The sequence below is a fragment of the Nocardioides lentus genome (assembly GCF_039529515.1).
In the GTDB taxonomy this organism is placed as follows: Bacteria; Actinomycetota; Actinomycetes; order Propionibacteriales; family Nocardioidaceae; genus Nocardioides; species Nocardioides lentus.
In genome coordinates, this window is record NZ_BAAAMY010000003.1 from 12,202 (window position 1) to 35,377 (window position 23,176).

Sequence of the window (23,176 nt, forward strand, 5' to 3'; positions counted from 1 at the left end):
GCCGACTCGGTGTCGGTACGACGTGCCCGGGCCGACCGGGCGCGGACGTCGCGGGTGCTCGTGCCGGGTCAGCCGGTGGCGCGGGCGGCGCGACGGGCGGCAAGCTCGTCGCCCGCGCTCGGGGCCGCCGGGGCCTCGACCACCGGGTCCTCGGCGGTGCGCTCGCTGGGCAGGTCGGCGAGGGTGCCCTCGATCTCGCGCCAGACGCCGCCGATGGCGATGCCGAAGACGCCCTGGCCGCCCTGCAGCAGGTCGATGACCTCGTGGTCGGAGGTGCACTCGTAGACCGAGGCGCCGTCGCTCATCAGGGTGACGCGGGTCAGGTCGTCGGTGCCGCGCTCGCGCAGGTGCTGCACGGCCGCGCGGATCTGCTGCAGCGAGATGCCGGCGTCCAGCAGTCGCTTGATCACCTTGAGGAGCAGGATGTCGCGGAAGGAGTACAGACGCTGCGAGCCGGAGCCCTTGGCGCCGCGCACGGTGGGCTCGACGAGCCCGGTCCGGGCCCAGTAGTCGAGCTGGCGGTAGGTGATGCCGGCGGCGTTGCACGCGGTCGGGCCGCGGTACCCGGTGTCGCTGGGCAGGGGCGAGACGTCGTCGGTGAACAGCAGACCCTGCTCGTCGGCGGCCGCGGCGGCGCTCTCGATCTCCTCGGTGCCTGCCTGCGCGGCCGTCTCGGCCGGCTGGTCCTCGGTGCCCACGGGGTCCTCCATCGTTGTCCCTCCGTGTGGCGTCACTCCCGGGAACCGCGCGGCGAGGGGTCGAACCACGGCGGTGGAGTTACAACGGAGACTCTTCAAGGTAGGCCGGGGGGCGGAAGGGGTCAACGCGGGGACCCGGCGTGTCGGTCACGAGTCTCACCCTGAAGTTGAGGGTGAGACCGGTGGTGCCACCGGGGCGGCGCCGTCGCTCAGGACTCGAAGTCCTCCGGCGTGACCTGGTCGAGGAACTCGCGGAACTTCTCGACCTCGTCCTCCTGCTCGGCGGGCACGGCGAGCCCCGCCTCGTCGAGCACGGACTCGGCGCAGACGATCTTGGTGCCGGTGCGGAGGGCCAGGGCGATCGAGTCGGAGGGCCGCGCGCTCACCTCGGTGCCGCCGTCCAGCACGAGGGTGGCGTAGAAGACGCCCTCGCGCATGTCGTCGATGCGGACCTCGGTCAGGGGCCGGCCGGTCGCCTCCAGCACGTCCTTGAGCAGGTCGTGGGTCAGCGGGCGCGGCGGCACGACGCCCTGCTGGGCGAAGGCGATCGCGGTGGCCTCGACGGCCCCGATCCAGATCGGCAGGTACCGCTCGCCCGTGACCTCGCGCAGCAGCACGATCGGCTGGTTCGACGGCATCTCGACCCGCACCCCGATGACATCGACCTCACGCATGCCCCGACCCTACCCCGGGCCGGTGCGGCCTAGGTCCGGCGCAGCCCGGCCTTCACCAGCGTCGCGTGGAGCCGCACCGAGAGCGCGGCGACCTGGCCCAGGGTCTCCTCCGTGCGCGCCCGTGCGCCGGCGTCGCGGCCCGCGCGCAGCGGGGCGAGGACCTGCTCGACCAGGCCGACCTCGCGGTCCGCGGCCGTGCGGAACGCGCGCAGGTGGCGGGGCTCGAGGCCGAACTCCGCGAGGTCGCGGGCCGTGCGCGCCACGAGGACCGCGTCGGTGTCGTAGAGCGCGGAGCCCGTCAGCGGCCGGACGAGGCCGTGCTGCTCGAGCTCGGCCAGCAGCGCCTCGTCGACCTCGGCGACCTTGAGCAGCTCGCGTCGCGACAGCCGCAGGCCGTCGGCGCGCGTGAACGACTCCGGGCTCGGCATCCCGTCCTCGGACAGCGCGACCACCGGCACGCTCGGCACCGCGGTCTCCGGCACGACCGGGTCGAGGCCCGCGTCCATCGCGTCCAGCTGCTCGCCGATCACGCGCAGCGGCAGGTAGTGGTCGCGCTGCATCCGCAGCACGTGGCGCAGCCGCTCGACGTCGGCGTCGGAGAACTTGCGGTAGCCCGACGCCGTGCGCTCGGGCTTGACCAGACCCTTGTCCTCGAGGAACCGGATCTTGGGGATGGTGACCCCCGGGAAGTCCCCGCGGAGCTCCTCCAGGACCTGCCCGATGGTCATGCGGGGGCCCGGGGAGGCCGCCTCGGACGAGCGTGCGGGCATCAGCCCTGCGGCTGGCCGGTGAAGAACACGAGGCGGTACTTGCCGATCTGCACCTCGTCGCCGTCGGTCAGGTCCAGCTCGTCGATCCGGTCCCGGTTGACGTAGGTGCCGTTGAGGCTGCCCACGTCGCTGACCCGGAACGTCGTCGCCGTGCGACGGAAGTCGGCGTGGCGTCGCGACACCGTGACGTCGTCGAGGAAGATCTCGCTCTCCGGGTGGCGACCGGCGCTGACCAGGTCCTGGTCGAGCAGGAAGCGGCTGCCGGCCCCGGGGCCGCGCTGGACCACGAGCAGCGCGCTGCCCGGCGGCAGCGCGTCGACCGCGGCCGCGTCGACGGGGCTCAGCTGACGGTCCGAGCTCTCCTTCTCGGGAGCGCCGAAGGTGATGGTCGCGGTGGCGTCGACCGGCTCGGCACCCGGCGTCACGGGGGCCGTGGCGGGGTGGCTGCCGGTGGCGGTGACGTCCGTCGCCAGTCGGGTGCCGCACTGGGCGCAGAACCGGGCGTCGTCCGGGTTCTGGCGACCACAGGCTGTGCAGAACGGCATCGGTGTGTCTCCTGGTGTGCGGGTGTCGGTGCAGGTGTCGACGTCGCGGGGACCCCGAACCTACCAGTCAGGACGAGGTGGTCCCCGCGTACGTCGCGGCGTCCATCAGGTCGCCCATGGAGGCCTCGTCCGCGAGCCGGACCTCGAACAGCCAGCCCTCGCCGTACGGGTCGGAGTTGACGAGCTCGGGGGTGGCCTCGAGGGCCTCGTTGACCGCCGTGACGGCCCCGGTGACGGGCGCGTAGACGTCGCTGACCGACTTGGTCGACTCGAGCTCGCCGCAGGTGCTGCCGGCCTCCAGCTCGGTGCCGACCTCGGGCAGCTCGGCGAACACGATGTCGCCCAGCTCGCCCTGCGCGAAGTCCGTGATCCCGATCCGCACGGTGCCGGCCGAGTCGGGCCCGCGGACCCACTCGTGCTCGGCGGTGTAGCGGAGGTCCTCGGGCGTCGTCGTCATGTCGCGCAGGCTAGTCGACGCCGACCGCGACGTCGGGCGCGGCGTCGTCCACCACGCTGTCGACCTCGACCGACTCCAGCTGCTCGACCACGATCGTCGCCCCGTCGTCCTCCAGCGAGTCCTCGGGTCCGCCGGGGAAGCTCAGCGCGCCACGCAGGCCCGACGGCTCACCGATCGCCTCCAGCACGTACGGCGGGCCGAGCAGCTCGCCGTCGACGACCAGGCCCGCCTCGGTCGCCTCGAAGGAGGACTGCGCCACGAGGCGCACCCGGTCGTTGACCTCCAGGGCCTCGGCACCGGCGCTGCGCAGCTCCTGCACGAGGTCGAGCATCGAGTCGATGCTGACCGTGCCGTCGATCTCGATCCGGACGCCGGGCCCGCGGACGGGCACCAGGCCGGCGAGGATCGCGAGGGTGTCGGACTCCTCCTGCGCCTGCTCGAGCGCCGAGCGGCGGCTCTCGCTGCGGTCGAGCAGGTCGCTGCGCGACTCCTCCAGCCGCGCGATCTCCGAGCGGGCCCGCTCCGAGGCCCCGGCGAGACCGGACAGCACGTCGATGAGGTCCTGCTGGCGGTAGCCGGTGTAGGAGTCGTCCTCCTCGGTGGCGTTGACCTGGGTGACCGCGCCGAAGCCGACGGCCGCGAGCAGCACGGCCACCACCACCTGCCCGCGTCCGGGGCTGCGGAACGCCTCGCGCAGCCGCTGGCGCCCGGTCGGCTCCGCCGCGGGGCGCTCCCCGGCCCGCTCCCCGGCCTGCTCGTCCGGCCGCTCGTCCGGCCGCTCGTCCGGCTGGTCGTCCGGCCGGTCCTCGGGCTCAGGCATGGAACAGGTGGCGGCGGATGGCCGCGACGTTGGAGAAGATGCGGATCCCGAGCACGACGATCACCCCGGTGGACAGCTGGCCCCCGACCCCCAGGCGGTCGCCGATGTAGACGATGCCGGCGGCGATCACCACGTTGGAGACGAACGAGACCACGAAGACCTTGTCGTCGAAGATCCCGTCGAGGAAGGCGCGCAGGCCGCCGAAGGCCGCGTCGAGCGCGGCCACGACCGCGATGGGCAGGTAGGGCTCCAGCCCGACGGGCACGTCGGGCTGGAGCACCAGGCCCAGCAGGACGCCGCCGAGCAGGCCGAGCACGGCGATCACGAGCCGCTCCTCTCTGGGAGGTCGTCGTCGGGGGCGAGCAGCGGGCGGGCCGTGAGCCCGCTCGGCGCCGTGGCGGCGGGCAGCTCGACCTCCTCGACCCCGGTGATCTCGAAGCCGAACAGCAGGGTGTCGGCCAGGGCGGTGAACGCCGCCCCCGAGCTCGACTCCGCGAACCGGGCCTGCAGCGTGTCCGGGTCGCCCACCACGTCCAGCTCGTACGGCGGGACCAGGCTGCGGCCGTCGAGGCTCACCGCCGGCCCCGTGCTGGCGACGCGGGTCAGCGCGGTGATGCGGCGGCCGTCGACGGCGATGCCCTCCGCGCCGGCGTTCCACAGCCCGTCGAGCAGCAGCGTCATGTCGTCGGCCGGGTCGCCGCCGGGCGGCTCGTCGACGTCCACGCGGATCCCGGGTCCGCGGACGGCGCCGTAGCCCGTGATGGTGCGGAGGCGGCGCAGCCGGTCGTCGACCGACTCCTGCCGCTCCGCGAGGTCGGTCAGGGCGGCGCTCTCGGCCAGGTTGGCGTCCCGCAGCTCGGCGAGGCGGGTCTGCTGGTCGGCCAGCAGGTCGCGGCGCGAGCGCGCCTCGGCCACCAGCGACGCCCGGCCCTGCTCGCGGGCGCCGCGGTCGGCCGACGTCTCCACGGCCGCCACCGCCAGCAGCAGCCCGAGCACCGCCACCGCGGCGAGGGCGGGCACCCCCGCCCGCCGCGACGGCCCGGGACGGACCCCTGCGTCGGCGCGACGCTCGGCCGCGCGGCGGTAGTCCTCCTCGAGCGCCTGCTCGGTCACCAGCGACAGCAGGGGCGTCGTGACGTGCCGGGGCAGGGGCCCGGCCGACCCGCGGGGCGTCCCGCTCCCGCCCTCAGCCACGGCCGGTCACCCGTCGCTCGGTGGTCTGCAGGAGTCGGCGCACCTGCCAGGCGTACAGGATCCCGGCCCACCAGTACAGCCCGATCCCCCACAGCGCGAACGCCCACCCGAAGACCAGGGCGAGCGTCGCGACGACGCCCTCGCCGTCGCCGAGCAGCAGCAGCGGGAACGCGTAGAGCAGGTTGAACGTGGCCGCCTTGCCGAGGAAGTGCACCGGCAGCGAGCTGTAGCCGCGGGTGCGCAGCAGCGGGACCAGACCCCACAGCAGCGCGTCGCGCAGCGGCAGCGCGATCGCCACCCACCACGGGATCACGTCGCGCAGCGCGAGGCCCACGATGACGGCGAGGATGTAGAGCCGGTCGGCGACGGGGTCGAGGATCTCGCCCACCGTCGAGTGCTGGCCGAGGCGGCGGGCGAGGTAGCCGTCGAGGAAGTCCGTCACCCCGGAGACGGCCAGCACCAGCAGCGCCCAGCCGTCCGCCTCGGGCACCAGCACCAGCCAGAGGAACAGCGGCACCCCGGCGAGGCGGAGCATGCTGAGGACGTTGGGCACCGTCCACACGCGATGCGTGCGCGTCACCTCGTCCTGCTGTCCCTCGACCACGGCTGAACCCTACGGCGCCGTGACCCCGCGGCTCCGACCCCCGCGAGCCGAGCGCGACCCGCCCGCCGACGGCGCCGCGTCCGGCGCCCTCCGCTTGCGGGGATCTTGAGGCGATCCGAGGACGGCGAGGGTGGTGCGGACCTAGCCTCCCTGCTATGAGCTCCCCCCTCGCGCCGAGTCGTCGGACCCTCGTCGCCGGGGCCGGCGGAGCGGCTCTCGCCGGGGCCGGCGGGGCCGTCGTGCACGCCGCCGCACCGGCCGCGGCCGCCCGGTCGACGTACGCGCCGGCGACGTACGCCGCGACCCCGGTGCTGCCCGCGGCGCAGCGCCACCTCGTCTCCCGGTTCTCCTACGGCCTGACCCCGGCGCTGGCCGCCCAGGTCCGCCGCTCCGGCGGGGCGGCCGCCTGGTTCGAGAAGCAGCTGCGGCCCTCGGCGGTCGCCGACGGCATGCCGTCGGGCTTCGGGTCGTGGTGGCCGTCGCTGTCGCGCGGCCCGAAGGAGCTGTGGGACCGCCAGGCGCAGGAGGTCGAGGGCGGCTGGGTGGTGATGCAGAACTACCAGCGGTGGGTCCTGATGCGCCGCACCTTCACCCAGCGCCAGGTCGCGGAGGTGATGACCGAGTTCTGGGAGAACCACTTCAACGTCCCGGTCAACGGCGACCTCGCCTTCACCCACCGCGCGGCCTACGGGTCGGTCGTCCGCGCCCGGGCGCTCGGCCGCTTCGAGGACCTGCTCCTCGCCGTGACCACCCACCCGGCGATGCTGATCTACCTCGACGGCGCCCGGTCGACGAAGGCGCGCCCCAACGAGAACCTCGCCCGCGAGCTGCTGGAGCTGCACACCGTCGGCCGCGGCACGTACGGCGAGGACGACGTCAAGGCGTCCGCGCGCATCCTCACCGGCTGGTGGGTCGACCTGTTCGGGTCCTGGGAGGCGGGCTACCGCACCGAGGCGCACGCCACCGGTCCGGTGCGGGTCATGGACTTCGCCGACGACAACGCCTCGCCCGACGGCCGCGACCTGACCCGTCGCTACCTCTCCCACCTCGCGCACCACCCGGCCACCGCCGCGCGGATCTGCCGCAAGCTCGCGCTCAAGTTCGTCAGCGACGAGCCCTCCGAGGCCCTCGTCGCCTCGCTGGCGCGGGTCTACCTCGCCAACGACACCGCGATCGTGCCGGTGCTGCGCGCCCTCGTGGCCAGCGCGGAGTTCCGCGGCTCCGCGGGCCGCAAGGTCCGCGACCCGGGCGAGGACGTGGTCGCGACCTACCGCGCGCTGGGGCTGAAGGTGGGACCGCCCACGCAGGGCGACGCCGCCGTCAACGCCATGCTGTGGCAGGTCGCCAACCTCGGCACGACGCCGCTGGCGTGGCCCCGGCCCGACGGCGCCCCGCTCACCGGCGACGCCTGGTCCTCGCCGTCGCGCGTGCTCGCGTCCTTCGAGGCGCACTGGGTGCTCGCCGGCGGCTGGTGGCCCAAGGTCGGCGTCACCTACCGCCGCCCACCCGCCTGGGTCCCCCGCTTCCCGATCACGTTCCGCCTGCTGGTCGACCACCTCAGCCGCACCGTGCTGCAGCGACCGTCCACCGCGGCCCTGCTGGAGGCCTGCTGCCTGGCCACCGGCATCGCGCCCGGCGAGCGGATCACCCGCGACCACCACCTCGTGCGGTGGAACATGCACCGGCTCCTCGCCACGCTGCTCGACTCCCCCGCCCACCTGACCCGGTAGGAACCGCCATGACCGCCGACCCCGTCGGGGGCGCCGCCCCCTGCTGCGACGAGTACGCCCGCCTGTCCCGCCGCGGCCTGTTCCGCTCCGCCGCGTTGCTCGGCGCCACCGCCACCTTCGGCTCGGCGGTGGTGACCACCAGCGGGTCGGCCCCGGCCGCCGCGGCCACCCGCTCGGCCCGCAACGTGCTGGTGGTGCTGTCGCTGCGCGGGGCCTGCGACGGCCTGAACCTGGTCGTCCCGCACGCGGACCCGGCGTACTACACGGCGCGGAAGCGGATCGGGGTCCCCAAGGAGCGGCTGCTGGCCGTCGACGACATGTTCGGCCTGCACCCCGCGCTCGCCCCCCTGCTGCCGCTGTGGGACTCCGGGCGGCTCGCCGCGGTCCACGCCACCGGGCTGCCCGCGCCCAACCGCTCCCACTTCTCCGCGATGGAGGAGATCGAGGACGCCGACCCCGGCTCCGCCGTCCGCTCGGGCTGGCTCAACCGCTTCCTCGGCGCCGACTCCTACACCTCCCCGCTGCAGGGCGTGCACGTCGGCGGGGGCGTGCCACCCGCCTCGATGTACGGCGCCCACGACGTGATGAGCGCCCGCAACGTCGACTCGGTGGGCATCGCCGGCGACGACCAGTGGGTCGTCGACGACGGCCGCAAGCGCTCGCTGGACCTGCTCTGGCGCGGCAACGCCGGCCCGCTGGGCCGCACCGTGCGCAGCAGCTTCGCCGCGGTGGCCGACTTCGCCCCGGTCCACGCGGTCCCGTCGGGGCCCCGCAACGGCGCCCGCTACCCCCAGGGCGACCTGGGCTCGGCCATGAAGGAGGTCGCCCGGGTGCTGCGGGGCGACGTCGGCGTCGAGGTCGTCACCGTCGATCACGGCGACTGGGACATGCACTCCGACATGGGCAACCTGGAGTGGGGGCGGATGAGGAGCAACACCACCGAGCTCGCCGAGGCCGTCGCGGCCTTCTTCACCGACCTGGGCCCCGCGGCCGCCAACGTCACCCTGGTGACGCTCAGCGAGTTCGGGCGGCGCGTCCGCGAGAACGACAACTGGGGCACCGACCACGGCTTCGGCAACGTCATGTTCCTCGCCGGCGCGGGGGTGCGGGGCGGCCGCTACCACGGGCGCTGGCCGGGCCTGACGGACGCGCCGGACGCCGACCTCCTGGTCACCACCGACTACCGCAGCGTCCTGTCCGAGGTCGTCTCCCGACGCTTCGGCACCAGCAGCGCGCAGGTGTTCCCCGGCTTCAGCCCCGAGACCGTCGGGGTCATGGCCTGAGGGTCCCCGCCGGGGCGGCCCCGCGATGATGGACGGGTGAGCGGCACCCCTCCCCCGGAGCCCCTGCCCCCCGGCGTCCGGATCGTCGGCCACCTCGTCGACCGCGTGCCCGGGCTGCGCGTCGCGTCGCTGTCTCCCGAGCGGCTGACGCGGATGCAGGACCGCGGGCTGCCCGACCGCGGGCCCGCCGGCTGGGCCGTCGGGCTCGCCGTGGGCCACCGACGGCGGGGCACCGTGGTGCAGCGGACCGCGGTGAGCACGCCGGCCGGGCCGCTGCCGGTGCGGGTGCACCGTCCCGCCGGCCCGGCGCGCGTCCCCCGACCGGTCGTGCTCGCCCTCCACGGCGGCGGGTTCGTCGTGGGCAGCGCGCGCCAGTCCGACTTCACCGCGAGCTGGGTGGCCCGCGCGCTGGGGGCCGTCGTGGTCGCGCCGGACTACCGGCTCGCACCCCGCCACCGGTTCCCCGCCGCGGTCGAGGACTGTCGGGCCGCGCTGGGCTGGACCCACGCGCACGCCGCCGACCTGGGCGGGGACCCCGAGCGGCTGGGGGTGCTCGGGGAGAGCGCGGGCGGCAACCTCGCCGCCGTCACCACCCTGTCCGCCGCTGCGGAGGACGGCCCCCGCGTGCGGGCGCAGGCCCTGCTCTACCCCGCCACGGACCTCACCGAGGACGTCGGCGCGACCCCGTCGTACGTCGAGCACGCGTCGGCGCCGGTGCTGACCGCCGAGGGCCTGCGGTTCTTCCGTGACAGCTACGTCGGTGACGACGGCGACCCGGCCGACTGGCGCTTCTCACCCGTGCGCTCCCCGGACCTGGCGACCCAGCCGCCGACCCTGGTCGTGCTCGCCGGCCACGACCCGCTGCGCGACACCGGCGCGGCGTACGCCGACGCCCTCGCCGCGGCCGGCGCCGACGTCGCGGTCCGCGAGTTCCCCGCGATGCCCCACGGCTTCGTGGGCTTCCCCTACCTCGCCCGCGACGCGACCACCGCCCTGCGCACCGTGGTCGCCCACCTCCGCACCCACCTCGCCTGACCCGGCCCCGCAGGTCGTGGCGGCTCAGCCCTCGGGCAGCCGGGGCGCCTCGAGACCGCACTCGTCCCGCGCGTGGGCGGCGATGGCCTCGTTGGCGTCGGCGAAGTCCTCGGTGTTGAGCGCCTGGAGGTCCGTGCCCAGGGTGGTGAGGTCGTCCTCGGTGGTGCCGTCGGGCAGGTCGCCCCCCGGGCCGAGGGACGCGAGGTCGCTCCACGTGAGGCCCGCGTCGGCGAGCACCTGCTCGCGCTCGTCGAGGTTGTCGTTGACGACCTGCCAGTCGTCCGCGACGGCCTCGGGCGCGGCGTCGCCGAGGTCGCGGAAGGTCGCGATGCTCGACTCGATGGCCGCGGCGTCGGGCGCGGCGTCGCCCTCGCCGGTGATGCCGGCGAAGTCCTGCTGGGCGGTCTCCAGGTCCGCGCAGTAGGCCTCCGTGCCACCGCCGACGACACCCTCGACGGCGCCGCAGCCCGCCAGCAGCGCCCCGGCCGCCAGCACGGTCACCACCGGTCCCGTCGTGCGTCGCATCGCGTCGTTCCCTCTCGTCGGTCGTCGCCTCCAGCATGCCGGAGGCTCCCGTGGCAGGCTGGAGGCCCCTGTCGAGGAGGTTGCATGTCCATCTCGGGACCCACCCAGCCCACCCGCCGCGGAGTGCTCGCCGGCACCATGGCCGGCACCACCGTCGGCGCCGCCGCCGCGCTCGCCCCGTCCGCGCAGGCCGCGCCCGCCGACGGTCGCTCCCCCGGCCCCGGCCGCGACGACGACTGGCCGGCCGGGCCCGGCCGCCGGCTCCGACCGCAGCCGGTCGACCGTGAGCTGCGGGCGATCCTCCGTGAGGTCGACCCACGCCGCATCGAGCGCACCGTCCGCCGGCTCGCGGCGTTCGGGACCCGCCACACCCTGTCGTCGCAAAACGACCCGCAGCGCGGCATCGGCGCCGCCCGCGACTGGATCGCCGAGCAGATGCGGGGCTACGCCCGCGCCTCCGGCGGCCGGATGACGGTCACCCTCCCGTCGTACGTGCAGGAGCCGGCGCCCCGGATCCCGGTCCCGACCCGCATCAGCAACGTCGTGGCCCGCCTCGAGGGCAGCACCGACCCGGGCCGCGTGTACGTCGTCTCCGGCCACTACGACTCGCGCGCCACCGACGTGATGGACGCCGAGAGCGACGCCCCCGGCGCCGACGACGACGCCTCGGGCGTCGCGATCGCGATGGAGCTGGCCCGCATCATGGCGACCCGACGGCCCGCGGCGACCATCCTGTTCGCGGCCGTGGCCGGCGAGGAGCAGGGCCTGTACGGCGCGGCCTTCCTCGCGCGCAGCCTCAAGGCGGAGGGCGTCGACGTGCAGGCGATGTTCACCGACGACATCGTCGGCGCCAGCCGCGCCGACGACGGCACCCGCGACCCGCGCAGCGTGCGGCTGTTCGTGCAGGGCCTGCCGAGCTCGGAGAGCGCCGAGGAGATCGAGCAGCGCGGCACGCTCGGCGGCGAGAACGACTCCCCCGCGCGCCAGCTGGGCCGGTTCGTCACCGAGGTCGCCGACCCCGCCGCGACCGGGATGCAGGTCCGGCTGGTCTACCGGCTCGACCGCTACCTGCGCGGCGGCGACCACCGCCCGTTCCTCGAGGAGGGCTATCCCGCCGCCCGGTTCACCGAGCCGAACGAGGACTACGCCCACCAGCACCAGGACGTCCGCGTCGAGGACGGACAGCAGTACGGCGACCTGCCCGAGTTCTGCGACTTCGAGTACATCGCGCGGGTCGCGAGGGTCAACGCGGCCGCCGTGTGGTCGCTGGCCCAGGCGCCGGGCACCCCGGTCGACGTCACCGTCGACACCACCCAGCTCACCAACGACACCACGCTGACGTGGTCGCCGGGGACGGGGGGCGCGACCTCCTACGAGGTGGTGTGGCGGCCCACCGAGGAGCCGCTGTGGGAGAAGGTCATCGACGTCGGCGACACGACGACCGCGACCGTCGACCTGTCGAAGGACAACGTGGTGTTCGGCGTCCGGTCCGTGGGCCCCGGCGGCCACCGCAGCCCCGCCGTGTTCCCCGTCCCCGGCTGACCCGTCCCGGCCGAGCGGCCCGCGGCTCAGCCCAGCCGGGTCAGCCCAGCCGGGCGCGGAGCCGGTCCGCGCCCGGACCCGTCAGCTCCGCCGCGACCCCGCGGCGACCGGCGAGCGTCATCAGCACGGCCTCGCCGGTCCCGCGGGCCTCGGGGCCCCGGCCGTGGGCGAAGTCGACGTCCGTGGCCACGACCCGGACCCCGCGCACGGCCCAGAACCCGCGCAGCGGCGGGGCGGTGACGGCGAAGCCGAGGCAGTGACGCAGGCGCGGCGCCGGGATCGCGCGCGGTCGGGCCAGCGGTCGGCGGACGTCCTGGGCGTGGATCACGCCGTCGACGAGGCCGACGCTGCCGCCGAGCGCGGCCGTCAGCCCGGTCGGGCGCGGGAACGCGTCGAGCCGGGCGCGCAGCTCGGCGGGCCCCGCGTCCGCCCAGCGGGCCAGGGCGACCGCGTTGGTGCCGGCGACGGTCCGTCCGCGCAGCAGCGTGGCCGCGACGACACGCGGGCCGAGGCCCTCGAAGGACAGCAGGTGGGCGACCACGTCGCGCACGGTCCACCCGGCGCACAGCGACGGGGCGGCCCACTCCCCGTCGTCCAGGTCGGCGAGCAGCGCGGCGAGGTCGCGCCGCTCCGCCTCGGCCTCGGCCATCACGTCGATGTCGGTCACGGGCGCCGCCGGCGGTCTCAGAGGTGGTCGGGGACGATCAGGGCGTCGGGGTCCTGGCGCACCGGCATCGCCGCGACCGCGGCGCGGGCCAGGCGGGCGGTGACGGCGACCAGGCGCTTGCGGGCCTTCGGGGTCTGCTCGCCGCGGGCGTCGGCCGCCTCGCCCGCCGCGGCGTCGTACTCCTCGGCGGTGAAGGCCGGCGTCGCCCCGACGGTGGGTCGCTCGGGCAGCGCGAGGAGCACCGGCAGCACGAGGTCGCCGGCGGCCGAGAGCTTCTCGTAGCGCTCGATCGGCGCCAGCCGGTCCCAGCGGGCGTCGACGCTGCCACGCCCCAGGGGGCGGGTCGCGAGCATGAGCTGCTGTGCGACGGCCTTGACGGCGACGGTCATCTCACGTTCGGTGAACTTCATCGCGCGCCAGTATGACGGTCCAGGCGCCCGTCGGCCGGCCGGAGCCGCCCGCGGTGGCCGCGCAGGAACGCCTGGACGTCGTCGACGAGGGCCGCCGGCTGCTCCAGCGCGGCGAAGTGGCCACCGACCTCCATCTCGGTCCAGCGCCGCAGGTCGTAGCGCGGCTCGGCGGCCTCCCGGGACGCGGCGAAGGGCTCCGCCGGGAAGTGCGCCACGGCCGTCGGCACCGTGACCGGTGGCAGGGCCCGGGCCTGCTCGTCGCGGGCGTGCTCGAGGTAGAGCCTCGCCGCGCTCGGGGCGGAGCCGGGGACCCAGTAGAGCATCAGGTTCGTCACCAGGTCGTCGACGTCGTACGTCGCGAGGAGGTCGCCGCCGTCGAGGTCGCTCCAGCCGTGGAACTTCTCGAGGACCCACGCCGCGAGCCCGGCGGGCGAGTCGTGCTGGGCGAGGGTGAGCGAGTCGGGCTTGGTGCGCTGCACGTGGTGGTACGCCGACTCCCGCGCGCGGTGCTCGCGCATCCGGCGCTGCCGCTCCGCCTCCTCCGGCGAGGGGTCCGCGGGCGCGGGGGCGACGGGCATCGTCGTGTGGAGCAGCCGACAGGAGTCGGGGTGCAGCGCCGCGAGCTGCGAGCCGACGATGCCGCCCCAGTCACCGCCGTGCACGGCGTAGGCCTCGTGGCCGAGGCCGCGCATGAGCGCGTCGAGGGCGTGCGCGATCCGTGTCGGACCCCACCCTCGCTCGGCGGGCGCGGAGGAGAAGCCGAAACCGGGCAGCGAGGGGACGACCAGCTCGACGGCGTCCCCGGCGTCGCCGCCGTGGGCGGCGGGGTCGCTCAGCGGCCCGAGGAGCCGCACGAACTCCCACACCGAGCCGGGCCAGCCGTGCAGCAGGAGCAGCGCCGGCGGTGGAGGCCCGTCGGCGGGGCCGACGCCCGGCACGCGGAGCAGGTGCAGGTCGACGCCGTCGACGGCCACGAGGTGCTGCGGCACGGCGTTGAGCACGGCCTCGGCGGCACGCCAGTCGTAGTGGTGCCGCCAGTGCTCGCAGACCTCCCGGACCACGCCCAGGTCCGCGCCGTGCTCCCACCCGACGCCCGGGACCTGCGCGGGCCACCGGGTGCGGTCGAGACGCTCGCGGAGGTCGGCGAGGACCGCCTCGTCGACGTCGACGGTGAACGGTCGCAGCTCGAGGGCCGCCACCTCAGGTCCCGCAGTATGTCGTGTACGCCCCGAAGGACGCCGGGGCCGGCTCGCGGTAGCGCGCGTCGACGTCGCCCACCTCGTACGGCGAGGTGACGGCCTCGAGCAGCCGCCGCAACGGGTCGAGATCCCCCGCGGTGGCGGCCTCCAGGGCCTCCTCGACGAGGTGGTTGCGCGGCACGTGGACGGGGTTGGCCCGGTCCATCGCGTCGGCGTCCGGGTCGAGCGCCCGCCAGGTGGCGACCCACTCGTCGAACGCCGCGACGTCCAGCACGCGGTCCCGCGCCGGCGCCACGTCGCCGCGGGCGGCGGCGGAGAGGTCGCGGAAGAAGCCGGTGTGGTCGACCGGCGGACCGCCCTCGCCGCCGCGGACGAGCGCCATCAGGTCCTCCCCCAGGGGCGCGAGAGCGTCGTCGGACAGGCCCGCGGGCAGGCCTAGCTTGGCGCGGAGCACGTCGTGCCAGGCCGCGGCGTACGACGTGGCGAACCGCGAGAGCGACGCGGTGGCGAGCTCGACCGCGCCGTCGGTGTCCACCCCCGCGTCCTCGGCGATCAGCGGCAGCAGGCTCTCGGCGAGCCGGGCCAGGTTCCAGCCGGTGACCGCGGGCTGGTTGCCCCAGGCGTAGCGGCCCTGGTGGTCGATGGAGCTGAAGACGGCGCCCGGGTCGGCCGCGTCGAGGAACGCGCACGGCCCGTAGTCGATGCTCTCCCCCGAGATGGTGACGTTGTCGGTGTTGAGCACGCCGTGGACGAACCCGACCCCCATCCACTGGGCGACCAGCCGCGCCTGGGCGTTGCGGACGGCCTCGAAGAGCGCGAGCGCCGGCGCGTCGGACTGCGCGGCCGCGGGGTGGTGGCGGGCGATCGCCTGCTCGGCGAGCCGGCGCAGCAGGGCCGGGTCGTCGAGGGCGCGCGCGTACTGGAAGGTCCCGACGCGGAGGTGGCTGCGCGCGACCCGGGCCAGCACCGCGCCCGGGAGGGTGCCGTCCTCGCGCACCACCGGCCGGCCGGTCGCCACGACCGCCAGCGAGCGGGTCGTCGGGATACCGAGGGCGTGCATCGCCTCGCTGACGACGTGCTCGCGCAGCATCGGGCCGAGGACGGCCCGTCCGTCGCCGCCGCGGGCGTACGGCGTGCGTCCGGACCCCTTGAGGTGCAGGTCGCGCAGCGCGCCGTCCTCGGTGGTGATCTCGCCGAGCAGGAGCGCCCGGCCGTCGCCGAGCCGCGGCGAGTAGCCGCCGAACTGGTGCCCGGCGTAGACCTGCGCGACCGGTCGTGCGCCGTCGGGCACGTGGGCGCCGAGCAGGAACCGCACGCCCTCCTCGCCGCGCAGCCACGCCGGGTCCAGCCCGAGCGAGGCGGCGAGGGGCTCGTTGAGGACCACAAGACCCGGGTCGAGGGGCTCCTCGGCCCGCCAGTCCGTCACCAGCTCGGGCAGCGCGTCGGCGTAGGTGTGCCCCAGCCGGGGCTCGGCGCGGGTGGAGGTCGTCACCCCTCCACGCTACTGAGGCGTCCCACCGCGCGGGGGCCGGTCGCGGGCCGACCCCGCCGGGGGCAGGATGGGCCCATGAGCGCCTACTGGATCGCCCTGTACCGCGAGATCTCCGACCCCGCGAAGGTCGCGGCGTACGCCGAGATCGCCGGGCCCGCCATCAAGGCCGGCGGCGGCCGATTCGTGGTCCGCGGCCTCCCGGAGCAGGTCTACGAGGCCGGCGTGACCGAGCGCTGCGTCGTCATCGAGTTCGACTCCGTGGAGGCGGCCCGCGCCACCCACGACAGCGACGAGTACGCCCGTGCCCTCGAGGCGCTCGGCGACGGCGCCGTGCGCGACATGCGCATCGCGCCCGGCACCGACTACTGAGACCGACGACCGGGACGGACTACCGGGAGCGGCCCGTCCGGATCTCCTCGGCGTCGCCCGCGATCGCGCACCGCACCAGCGCGGCGCCGAGCACCGAGAGGTCGTCGTCCCCGGTCGCGTCGGCCAGCCCGCGGGCGGTGTGCGGCAGGTGCAGGTCCCGGGCCGCGTCGGCCATCCGGTCGTCGCAGCACGGGCGCAGCCCGGGCCACACCGCTTGCGCCTCCCGGCAGAAGATGGCGGCGCCGACCTCGCCGATGCCGGGCATCGCGGTGACCAGGTCGGCGACCCCCGTCGCGGTGCCGTCGGAGGTGTCGCGCAGGCGCCGCAGGTCGCCGTCGTAGTCGTCGACCACCAGCGCCGCCGTCCTCCCGAGGAGCTCGGCGGTCCGGCGCTTGCGCAGGAAGCGGGCCTCGCTCAGCACCGCGTGCCGGTCGTCGTCCGAGGCCGCGGCCATCGCCTCGGCCGTGCGGTACTGCCGGGTCATCGCGCGGGCGGCCCGCACCCCGAGGTCGGCCGAGAGGTTCGCCGAGAGCAGGTGGGCGAGCACCAGCAGCCCGAACAGCGGCGCCGGGGTGTCCCTCAGCCGCAGGCCGGCCTCGTCGGCGTACGTCCGCCCGTGGCGGTCGAGGAGGCGGGCGAGGACGTCGTCGTGGCTCACGCGCGGCCCGGTACCCCTGGGCGCGGCAGGCGATCCTTGGCATCATGCGCCGGGTGAGCGACGACCTGCCTGCGGGCGGTACCGGGCAGGGACCGTCTCGATGAGGATGGACGAGGTCACAGCCCGCGACCGACTCGCCGCGCAGGTGCACGGCGTGCTGTGCACGCTGCACCCCGAGCGCGGCCCGGACCCGCAGCCGGTGGTCTACGCCGTGAGCGCCGACGGCCACGTCGGGGTGCCGATCGACACGGTCAAGCCCAAGTCGCGCTCCCGGCTCCAGCGCGAGGACAACCTCGACGCCGACCCGCGCGGTTCTCTGCTGGTCGACCACTGGGACGCGGTGGACTGGTCGCGGCTGTGGTGGGTGCGCGCCGACCTCGAGCACGTCGGGTCCCCGTCGCAGGAGCTGCTCGACGAGCTGGGCGACCGCCTGGCCGGGACCGTGCCGCAGTACGCGGACAAGCCCTTCCACCGGGTGCTGGTGTGCCGGATCGTGAACCTCCGGGGCTGGGCTGCGAGCGAGGACTAGGACGTGGACGGTCCCCGGCCGGTCATCCTCGAGCTCGCCGTCAACGGCTCGACGCCGCGCAGCGCCAACCGCCACGTGCCCCGCACGCCAGCGGAGGTCACGACGGCGATGCTCGACGGCGTGGCGGGCGGCGCGTCCGTGCTGCACAACCACACCGACGACCCCATGTTCACCGCGTCCGGCGTCCACGCCCTCGCCCCCTACCTCGAGGCGTGGACGCCGGTCCTCGAGCGCCACCCCGGGGTGCTGCTCTACCCGACGATGGCCGCGGGCGCCCGCGGCGTCGCGGTGACCGAGCGCTGGGGCCACGTCGAGGCGCTGGCGCCGCTGGGCGGGCTCGCCCTGGTGGACCCGGGCTCGGTCAACGTCGGTCTCACCGAGGACGGCGAGGTGCCCGACGACGCCGCGCCCGGGCCGTACGCCAACTCCTACGCCGACACCGCCCACATGTTCGCGCGGGCCGCGGCGCTGGGGGTGGGGTCGAGCATCTCGGTCTTCGAGCCGGGGTTCCTGCGCACGACGCTGGCCTGGCAGCGGGCGGGCCGGCTCCCGGCCGGGGCGATGGTGAAGCTCTACTTCGGCGGCCGGCTCGCGTTCGGGCTGCCGCCCACGGTCGCCGGGCTCGAGGCCTACCTCGAGCTGCTCGAGCCGTCCGGCCTGCCGTGGTCGGTGGCCGTGCTGGGCGGCGACGTCGTGGCGTCCGGTCTCGCCGCCCTCGCGCTGGAGCGGGGAGGCCACCTGCGGGTCGGGCTCGAGGACCACGCCGGCCCCGGGGAGCCGACGAACGCGGAGCTGCTCGCCGACGCGGTGGCCCTGGTCGAGGACCACGGCCACCGCGCCGCCACGCCGGCCGAGACACGGACCCTGCTGGGCCTGGCCCCGGCCTGACCCCGGCCTGACCCCGGCCTGACCCCGGCCTGCGAGGGTCTCAGCCGGCCTGGCCGCCGTGCGCCTCGAGGGCGACCGGCTGCCACTCGCGCCAGGTCGCGAGCCGCTGCTCGTAGTCCGCGGTCGCGACGTCGAGCGGCGCCCGGCCGAAGAACACCCGCAGCGGCGGCTGCTCGGCGTCGACGACCTTGAGGATCGCCGAGCGGGTCGCGGTCGGGTCGCCGGGGTCGTTGGCGGTGGGCCGCTTCGAGGCCGCCTCGCGGACCTCGGCGTACGCCCCGATCTCGTCGCTGCGGACCGCGGAGGGACCGGACCAGTCGGTGGAGAAGCCGCCGGGCTCCACCAGCGTCACGTGGATCCCGAAGCCGGCGACCTCCTGCGACAGCGACTGGGAGAGCCCCTCGAGCGCCCACTTCGACGCGTGGTAGGCGCCGACCGTCGGGAAGGCGCTGATGCCGCCGATGCTGGAGACCTGCACGACGTGCCCGGAGCCCTGGGCGCGCATCACCTCGACCGCGGCCTGGGTGACCCAGACGGCGCCGAAGAAGTTGGTCTCCATCTGGGCCCGCAGCTCGGCCTCGGAGACCTCCTCGACCATCCCGAAGTGGCCGTACCCGGCGTTGTTGACGACCACGTCGAGGCGCCCGAAGTGCTCCGCGGCGCGGGCGACGGCGGCGCGGTCGGCCTCGCGGTCGTCGACGTCCAGCTGCAGCGGCAGGACCGCGTCGCCGTAGACCTCCACGAGCGCGTCCAGGGTCTCGGGCCGACGTGCCGTAGCGGCCACGCGGTCACCGCGCTCCAGGGCGGCCTCCGCCCACTCGCGCCCGAAGCCCTTCGACGCCCCGGTGATGAACCAGACCTTGCTCATGTCACATCTCCTCGTCTCGTCCCACGTCCGTACGGCAGGTCCAACATCGCCCGGGCGCCCGGACTTCCGCGCCCCGGCGCCCGCGGGCACCCTGACGGCGGCGGAACCCCCTCCTCGGGGGGCGACACCCGGGGAGGACCGACCTACCCTGGACGCAGGAGCACCGCCGGTCGGGGCTCCACTCGACGATCGGGCGCGGGTGTGCACTTCCACGTGAGGGAGCAGGTCGTGGGTGAGTCGTCCCACGAGCTCGGGGGCGCGCGCGCCTTCGACTACCCGAGCCGTCGCCCGGCCTTCGACTGCGTCGACGACGCGCAGCGGGCCGTCGGCTCCGCGGCCCACGCGCACTGGGGCGCGGCGGCGGAGCTGCACGTGGAGTTCGCCCTCGCACAGGCGCTCCGCGACGCCAACGTCGACGGCCACGAGGGCGCGCTCACGGGCTGGTGGGAGTCCGACAGCGAGGGAGCCGTGTGGGCGCTCGACGCCTGCGACTGCGCCGACGGTGCCTTGGCGCAGCTGTTCAGCACCGGGCGCAACTGACCGGGCGGGGCGACCCGCTCGCACGGCCCTAGCCGACCGGGTCGGGCCCGCCGCGAGCGCGGGGCAGCCGCAGCGTCACCGCGGCGCCGCCCTCGGGGGAGCCGTCGATCTCGAGACCGCCGTCGTGGGCCTCGACGATCTCGCGGACCAGGGCGAGCCCGAGGCCCAGACGGTGCTCCCCCTCGCCGTCGGGCACCAGCCCGCGCGCGAAGCGCCGCGTCAGGTGGTCCGCCTCGGCGGGGTCCAGGCCGGTGCCGTCGTCGAGCACGGCGAGCCGGGCGCCGTCCGCGTCGACCACGACCCGGAGCCGCACCGAGCCGCCGGCCGAGACGTGGGCCAGCGCGTTGTCGACCAACGCGGTGACCGCCCGTCGCAGGGCCACCGGTGCGCCCGCGACCTCGACGACGCGGTCCTCGGCCTCGACCCGCAGGTCGACCCCGGCGTCCGCGGCGGTGGCGGCGAAGGCGTCGCGCACGGCGCGGGCGACCGCGACCAGGTCCACCGCCTCGTACGTCGGGCGCCGGTCGCGCAGCCGCGTCACCAGCAGCAGGTCGTCGACGACGTCGCCCATGACCCGGGCGTCCTGGACGAGCAGCCGCAGCTCCTCGTGCTGCGGGTCCTCGGCCGGCGTCGTGCGGGCGAGCATCTGCGCGCGCGTCTGCAGGATCGCCAGCGGCGTCCGGAGCTCGTGGCTCGCGTCGGCGACGAAGCGGCGCTGCAGCGACAGCGCCGCACCGAGCGGGCGGACCGCACGGCGCGCGGACACCCACCCGAGCGCCGCGGCGGCGAGGACGCCCACCAGCCCCGCGAAGAGGGACAGCTGCGCCAGGCGTCGGGTCTCGTCGCGCTGCTCGACGAAGCTGACGACGGCCGCGGTGCGCGCGCCGTCCGCCTCCTCGACGTAGCCGAGGAACGGCCCGCCGCAGACCTCGAACCAGGTCTCCCCGACCCCCAGCCCGTCCGCCGCGGCGTCGACCTCGCTCTCCGGGCACTCCGAGGGCAGGCCGTCGGCGACGACGGAGCCCGCCTCCCCCGCCGCGAGGGCGGCGGCGACCTTGCCCTGCGCCTTGGACTCCGTGGCGTCGCGGCGGGCCTCGAGGCTGGTCAGGTAGACCAGACCCACGACGACGGCGACGACGACCGCCACCGCCGCGCCCGTCTGGACCGCGACCCTGCGCGTCGCGCGCCGCAGCAGCCTGCTGTCGTCGTCGCTCACACGGCCCCCATCTGGTAGCCGAGGCCCCGCACGGTCCGGATCACGTCGCGCCCCAGCTTGCGGCGCAGGTAGTAGACGTAGGTGTCGACGGCGTTGTCGCTGTCGGTCTCGGCGAAGACCAGCGCGCGCAGCTCCTCGCGACCGAAGACCCGGCGGGGGCTGCCGGCGACGACCTGCAGCAGCTCGCACTCGCGCGCCGACAGGTCGACCGCGCCGGCGCTGTCGAGCACGACCCGACGGCTGGCGAGGTCGAGGTGGCCGCCGCCGAGGTCGAGCACGTCGGCGGTGTCGGTGTGACGACGAAGGAGTGCACGCAGACGCGCCAGCAGCTCGTCGAGGTCGAACGGCTTGACCAGGTAGTCCTCGGCGCCGGCGTCGAGGCCGGTGACCCGGTCCTCGGGCTCGCCGCGCGCCGTGAGCAGCAGGATCGGCGCCACCACCCCGCGGGAGCGCAGGCGCCGGACGAGGTCCACGCCCTCGACGGCCGGGAGCATCCGGTCGAGCACGAGGAGGTCGAAACGCGCCGAGAGCCCCTGGTGCAGCCCGGCCTGGCCGTCGTGGACGACGGTCACGTCGTACCCCTCGCCGGTGAGGAGGCGCTGCAGCAGTCCCGCCATCCGGCGGTCGTCCTCGACGAGCAGCAGCCGGGGCGCGCCGGCGGCGGTCTCCGCCGCCTCGACCCCGGTGTCCGCGTGCCTGTCGACCATGCCGCGGATCCTCGCACGCACGCTCTGAGGTGGCTCTGAGGTTCGCGGCCCAGCCTGGAGGGACCCACGCACCATCCCCTCCGTGCAGGAGCCCACGATGACCGACCAGCTCGACCCCCTCGACATGCTCGCCGTCCCGACACCGCCGGCGGGTGACGTGGAGCTCGTCGCGCTGGGCGGCGAGCACGCTCGCTGGGTGGCCGCCACCCACGTCGCCGAGCTGCCCCACGGCCTCTTCCCCCGGCTCGGACGCGGCTTCGTGCGCCGCTGGCACGCCGCGCACGTCGCCTCCCCGCACGGCACGGCGTACGTCGCGCTGCGCGGGGGCGAGCCCGTCGGCTTCCTGCTCGGATCGACCGACCGCCGGGCCGGGGTCGCCTGGCTGCTCGAGCACCGCCGCGGACCACTGGTGCGCGCGGCGGCGCGGGCGTTCGCCACTCGACCGCGCCTGCTCGCGGAGTTCGCGGCCACCCGGGCGGGCCGCTACCTGAGGCGGCTCCGGGGTCGCCCCGCCGCGGGCACCGCGGGGACGCCCTCGGCGGAGCGGATCGCCGTCCTCGAGGCCATCGTGGTCGCGCCGTCGGCCCGGGGCAACGGGATCGGTACCCGGCTCGTGGCCCGCTTCCTCGACGACACCACCACCGCCGGTGCGGACCGCGTCGAGCTGGTCACCAAGGCCGGCGCCGAGGGCGCGGCCGCGTTCTACGAGCGGGTCGGCTGGACCCGTGTGGGCAGCCACGTCGACCGCGACGGCGACACCGTGCTGACCTACCGCGCCCCGGCCGTCGCGGGTCGATGACGCGCGCAGCTCGCGCCTGGACCCGGCGGGGCCTGCTGGTCGTCGGCGGCCTCGGGCTGGTGGGCTGCGCCGGCATCGGGGACGGCGACCCGGGCGCCCGGCCCTCCCCCGCCGGGTCCGGCGCACCGGCGGCACCGCGCGACCCGTCGAGCGACCCGTCGAGCAGCCCGGCGCCCTCCGGACCGGAGCCGCTGCCGCGGGCGACACCCTGGCGGCCGACCTCCGAGGAGGTCGAGCCGGACGCGAAGGTGGTCGCGGCCCGCGAGGTGGAGCGTCGCGGACGCGGCCGCGGCCGCGGCCGCGTCACCCAGGTCGTCTACCCCCAGTACGGCGGGCTGGAGGCCACCACCGCCAGCGTCATGGTCGTCGCCCGCGAGACCCGGCGCGACGGGGCGGCGCTGCGCCGCACCCTGCGCACCACCGACGTCCGCCTCGCCCGCGGGGGCACGGGATGGCGCGTGACCGAGGTGATCCCGGCGCCCGACCGTCGGGCCGGCCGCCTCGGCCGGTCGGCCCGGCGCCTGGTCGACGACCCACGGGTGCAGCTGCCGGCGCCCGCCGTCGCGGACCTGCGTGCGGGGACCGTCGAGCCCCTCGTCGTGGACGTGCTGCTGGGCCTGGCCGAGGAGTTCTCGATGTCCGTCGCGGTCTTCGCCTCCGGCCACCCGCCGACCGTGTTCGGCACCGACGGGCTGTCGAACCACACCCGGGGGCGGGCCGTCGACGTCTGGGCCGTGGACGGCCGGCCCGTGGTCGAGATGCCGCTCGACGACCCCCTCCTGATCCGGTTCCTCGACGCCGCCCGCGAGCTGGGCAGCACCGAGATCGGCGGCCCGGTCGTCCCGCCGGGCGACACCGGCGTGCACTTCGCCAACGCGCTGCACCGCGACCACGTCCACGTCGGCTTCGACCTCTGACCGGCCCCGGTCGCGCCACCGCGTGGCGCCGTTGACCCGC

General features: G+C 75.8%; 28 protein-coding genes. 10 read left to right on the forward strand and 18 right to left on the reverse strand.

Annotation, left to right across the window (positions count from 1 at the left end):
* Nucleotides 1-68: 68 nt before the first annotated feature.
* From ABD158_RS06505 to clsA, 9 genes are all read right to left on the reverse strand, one after another.
* On the reverse strand, nucleotides 69-710 hold the full coding sequence (locus tag ABD158_RS06505) for a MerR family transcriptional regulator (protein WP_344005342.1): 642 nt from the start codon (nucleotides 708-710) through the stop codon (nucleotides 69-71).
* Nucleotides 711-907: 197 nt separating this feature from the next.
* On the reverse strand, nucleotides 908-1,372 hold the full coding sequence (locus ABD158_RS06510; RefSeq protein ID WP_344005344.1) for a bifunctional nuclease family protein: 465 nt from the start codon (nucleotides 1,370-1,372) through the stop codon (nucleotides 908-910).
* A 29-nt stretch (nucleotides 1,373-1,401) separates the two neighbouring features.
* Nucleotides 1,402-2,100, reverse strand: coding sequence for a transcriptional regulator FtsR (ftsR, locus tag ABD158_RS06515; RefSeq protein WP_344005346.1), 699 nt, complete (start codon nucleotides 2,098-2,100; stop codon nucleotides 1,402-1,404).
* 41 nt (nucleotides 2,101-2,141) lie between these two features.
* Complete coding sequence (locus ABD158_RS06520; RefSeq protein WP_344005348.1) at nucleotides 2,142-2,687, reverse strand: double zinc ribbon and FHA domain-containing protein; 546 nt, start codon at nucleotides 2,685-2,687, stop codon at nucleotides 2,142-2,144.
* Nucleotides 2,688-2,754: 67 nt separating this feature from the next.
* Entirely contained in the window at nucleotides 2,755-3,144 is a 390-nt protein-coding gene (gene gcvH / locus ABD158_RS06525) for a glycine cleavage system protein GcvH (protein WP_344005350.1), read from the reverse strand.
* Between the two features lie 10 nt (nucleotides 3,145-3,154).
* Nucleotides 3,155-3,964, reverse strand: coding sequence for a DUF881 domain-containing protein (locus ABD158_RS06530; protein WP_344005352.1), 810 nt, complete (start codon nucleotides 3,962-3,964; stop codon nucleotides 3,155-3,157).
* Nucleotides 3,957-4,289, reverse strand: a complete 333-nt coding sequence (locus ABD158_RS06535; protein WP_344005354.1) for a small basic family protein — start codon at nucleotides 4,287-4,289, stop codon at nucleotides 3,957-3,959. The genes ABD158_RS06530 and ABD158_RS06535 overlap by 8 nt, the downstream gene beginning before the upstream one ends.
* Nucleotides 4,286-5,158: a DUF881 domain-containing protein gene (locus ABD158_RS06540; RefSeq protein ID WP_344005356.1), complete on the reverse strand. Its 873-nt coding sequence runs from the start codon at nucleotides 5,156-5,158 to the stop codon at nucleotides 4,286-4,288. Before ABD158_RS06540 ends, ABD158_RS06535 begins: the two co-directional genes overlap by 4 nt.
* Nucleotides 5,151-5,762, reverse strand: coding sequence for a cardiolipin synthase ClsA (gene clsA / locus ABD158_RS06545; RefSeq protein WP_344005358.1), 612 nt, complete (start codon nucleotides 5,760-5,762; stop codon nucleotides 5,151-5,153). Before clsA ends, ABD158_RS06540 begins: the two co-directional genes overlap by 8 nt.
* Before the next feature lie 155 nt (nucleotides 5,763-5,917).
* Between clsA and ABD158_RS06550 the strand changes: the two genes are divergently transcribed.
* The 3 genes from ABD158_RS06550 to ABD158_RS06560 are packed head-to-tail and all read left to right on the forward strand — an operon-like array spanning nucleotide 5,918 to nucleotide 9,810.
* Entirely contained in the window at nucleotides 5,918-7,492 is a 1,575-nt protein-coding gene (locus tag ABD158_RS06550; protein WP_344005359.1) for a DUF1800 domain-containing protein, read from the forward strand.
* An 8-nt stretch (nucleotides 7,493-7,500) separates the two neighbouring features.
* Nucleotides 7,501-8,775 carry a DUF1501 domain-containing protein gene (locus tag ABD158_RS06555; RefSeq protein WP_344005360.1) on the forward strand — a complete coding sequence of 425 codons (1,275 nt, stop codon included), beginning with the start codon at nucleotides 7,501-7,503 and terminating at the stop codon, nucleotides 8,773-8,775.
* 36 nt (nucleotides 8,776-8,811) lie between these two features.
* On the forward strand, nucleotides 8,812-9,810 hold the full coding sequence (locus ABD158_RS06560) for an alpha/beta hydrolase (RefSeq protein WP_344005361.1): 999 nt from the start codon (nucleotides 8,812-8,814) through the stop codon (nucleotides 9,808-9,810).
* Between the two features lie 24 nt (nucleotides 9,811-9,834).
* Here the strand turns inward: ABD158_RS06560 and ABD158_RS06565 are convergent, their stop codons facing one another.
* Nucleotides 9,835-10,335 carry a hypothetical protein gene (locus tag ABD158_RS06565; protein WP_344005363.1) on the reverse strand — a complete coding sequence of 167 codons (501 nt, stop codon included), beginning with the start codon at nucleotides 10,333-10,335 and terminating at the stop codon, nucleotides 9,835-9,837.
* Nucleotides 10,336-10,419: 84 nt separating this feature from the next.
* Between ABD158_RS06565 and ABD158_RS06570 the strand changes: the two genes are divergently transcribed.
* Nucleotides 10,420-11,877, forward strand: a complete 1,458-nt coding sequence (locus tag ABD158_RS06570) for a M28 family metallopeptidase (protein WP_344005365.1) — start codon at nucleotides 10,420-10,422, stop codon at nucleotides 11,875-11,877.
* Nucleotides 11,878-11,917: 40 nt separating this feature from the next.
* On the opposite strand, the gene ABD158_RS06575 is transcribed toward ABD158_RS06570, so the two are convergent.
* The 4 genes from ABD158_RS06575 to ABD158_RS06590 are packed head-to-tail and all read right to left on the reverse strand — an operon-like array spanning nucleotide 11,918 to nucleotide 15,645.
* On the reverse strand, nucleotides 11,918-12,544 hold the full coding sequence (locus ABD158_RS06575; protein ID WP_344005367.1) for a maleylpyruvate isomerase family mycothiol-dependent enzyme: 627 nt from the start codon (nucleotides 12,542-12,544) through the stop codon (nucleotides 11,918-11,920).
* Nucleotides 12,545-12,561: 17 nt separating this feature from the next.
* Nucleotides 12,562-12,954, reverse strand: a complete 393-nt coding sequence (locus ABD158_RS06580; protein ID WP_344005369.1) for a hypothetical protein — start codon at nucleotides 12,952-12,954, stop codon at nucleotides 12,562-12,564.
* Nucleotides 12,951-14,153, reverse strand: a complete 1,203-nt coding sequence (locus tag ABD158_RS06585; protein ID WP_344005371.1) for an epoxide hydrolase family protein — start codon at nucleotides 14,151-14,153, stop codon at nucleotides 12,951-12,953. The genes ABD158_RS06580 and ABD158_RS06585 overlap by 4 nt, the downstream gene beginning before the upstream one ends.
* Before the next feature lies 1 nt (nucleotide 14,154).
* Complete coding sequence (locus ABD158_RS06590; protein ID WP_344005373.1) at nucleotides 14,155-15,645, reverse strand: protein adenylyltransferase SelO; 1,491 nt, start codon at nucleotides 15,643-15,645, stop codon at nucleotides 14,155-14,157.
* A gap of 75 nt (nucleotides 15,646-15,720) precedes the next feature.
* Between ABD158_RS06590 and ABD158_RS06595 the strand changes: the two genes are divergently transcribed.
* Nucleotides 15,721-16,014, forward strand: coding sequence for a DUF1330 domain-containing protein (locus ABD158_RS06595; RefSeq protein WP_344005374.1), 294 nt, complete (start codon nucleotides 15,721-15,723; stop codon nucleotides 16,012-16,014).
* Between the two features lie 19 nt (nucleotides 16,015-16,033).
* Here the strand turns inward: ABD158_RS06595 and ABD158_RS06600 are convergent, their stop codons facing one another.
* Nucleotides 16,034-16,672 (reverse strand): endonuclease, encoded by a 639-nt coding sequence (locus ABD158_RS06600; RefSeq protein ID WP_344005376.1) that lies wholly within the window; start codon nucleotides 16,670-16,672, stop codon nucleotides 16,034-16,036.
* Between the two features lie 106 nt (nucleotides 16,673-16,778).
* Between ABD158_RS06600 and ABD158_RS06605 the strand changes: the two genes are divergently transcribed.
* A complete protein-coding gene (locus ABD158_RS06605; protein WP_344005377.1) occupies nucleotides 16,779-17,201 on the forward strand; it encodes a PNPOx family protein in 423 nt (140 codons plus the stop codon).
* Between the two features lie 3 nt (nucleotides 17,202-17,204).
* Nucleotides 17,205-18,089 carry a beta-keto acid cleavage family enzyme gene (locus ABD158_RS06610; RefSeq protein WP_344005379.1) on the forward strand — a complete coding sequence of 295 codons (885 nt, stop codon included), beginning with the start codon at nucleotides 17,205-17,207 and terminating at the stop codon, nucleotides 18,087-18,089.
* Between the two features lie 40 nt (nucleotides 18,090-18,129).
* Here ABD158_RS06610 and ABD158_RS06615 read toward each other — a convergent pair whose 3' ends face one another.
* Complete coding sequence (locus ABD158_RS06615) at nucleotides 18,130-18,957, reverse strand: SDR family oxidoreductase (protein ID WP_344005381.1); 828 nt, start codon at nucleotides 18,955-18,957, stop codon at nucleotides 18,130-18,132.
* A gap of 228 nt (nucleotides 18,958-19,185) precedes the next feature.
* On the opposite strand from ABD158_RS06615, the gene ABD158_RS06620 reads away from it, so the two are divergent.
* The gene (locus ABD158_RS06620; RefSeq protein WP_344005383.1) at nucleotides 19,186-19,497 is read left to right on the forward strand and encodes a hypothetical protein; all 312 of its coding nucleotides are present in this window, start codon (nucleotides 19,186-19,188) and stop codon (nucleotides 19,495-19,497) included.
* 28 nt (nucleotides 19,498-19,525) lie between these two features.
* Here ABD158_RS06620 and ABD158_RS06625 read toward each other — a convergent pair whose 3' ends face one another.
* Nucleotides 19,526-20,713, reverse strand: coding sequence for a sensor histidine kinase (locus ABD158_RS06625; RefSeq protein ID WP_344005385.1), 1,188 nt, complete (start codon nucleotides 20,711-20,713; stop codon nucleotides 19,526-19,528).
* Nucleotides 20,710-21,420, reverse strand: coding sequence for a response regulator transcription factor (locus ABD158_RS06630; RefSeq protein WP_344005387.1), 711 nt, complete (start codon nucleotides 21,418-21,420; stop codon nucleotides 20,710-20,712). The genes ABD158_RS06625 and ABD158_RS06630 overlap by 4 nt, the downstream gene beginning before the upstream one ends.
* An 82-nt stretch (nucleotides 21,421-21,502) precedes the next feature.
* Here ABD158_RS06630 and ABD158_RS06635 point away from each other — a divergent pair, with 82 nt between their 5' ends.
* Nucleotides 21,503-22,219 (forward strand): GNAT family N-acetyltransferase, encoded by a 717-nt coding sequence (locus tag ABD158_RS06635; protein ID WP_344005388.1) that lies wholly within the window; start codon nucleotides 21,503-21,505, stop codon nucleotides 22,217-22,219.
* The gene (locus tag ABD158_RS06640; RefSeq protein ID WP_344005390.1) at nucleotides 22,216-23,136 is read left to right on the forward strand and encodes a hypothetical protein; all 921 of its coding nucleotides are present in this window, start codon (nucleotides 22,216-22,218) and stop codon (nucleotides 23,134-23,136) included. The genes ABD158_RS06635 and ABD158_RS06640 overlap by 4 nt, the downstream gene beginning before the upstream one ends.
* Nucleotides 23,137-23,176: the final 40 nt, after the last annotated feature.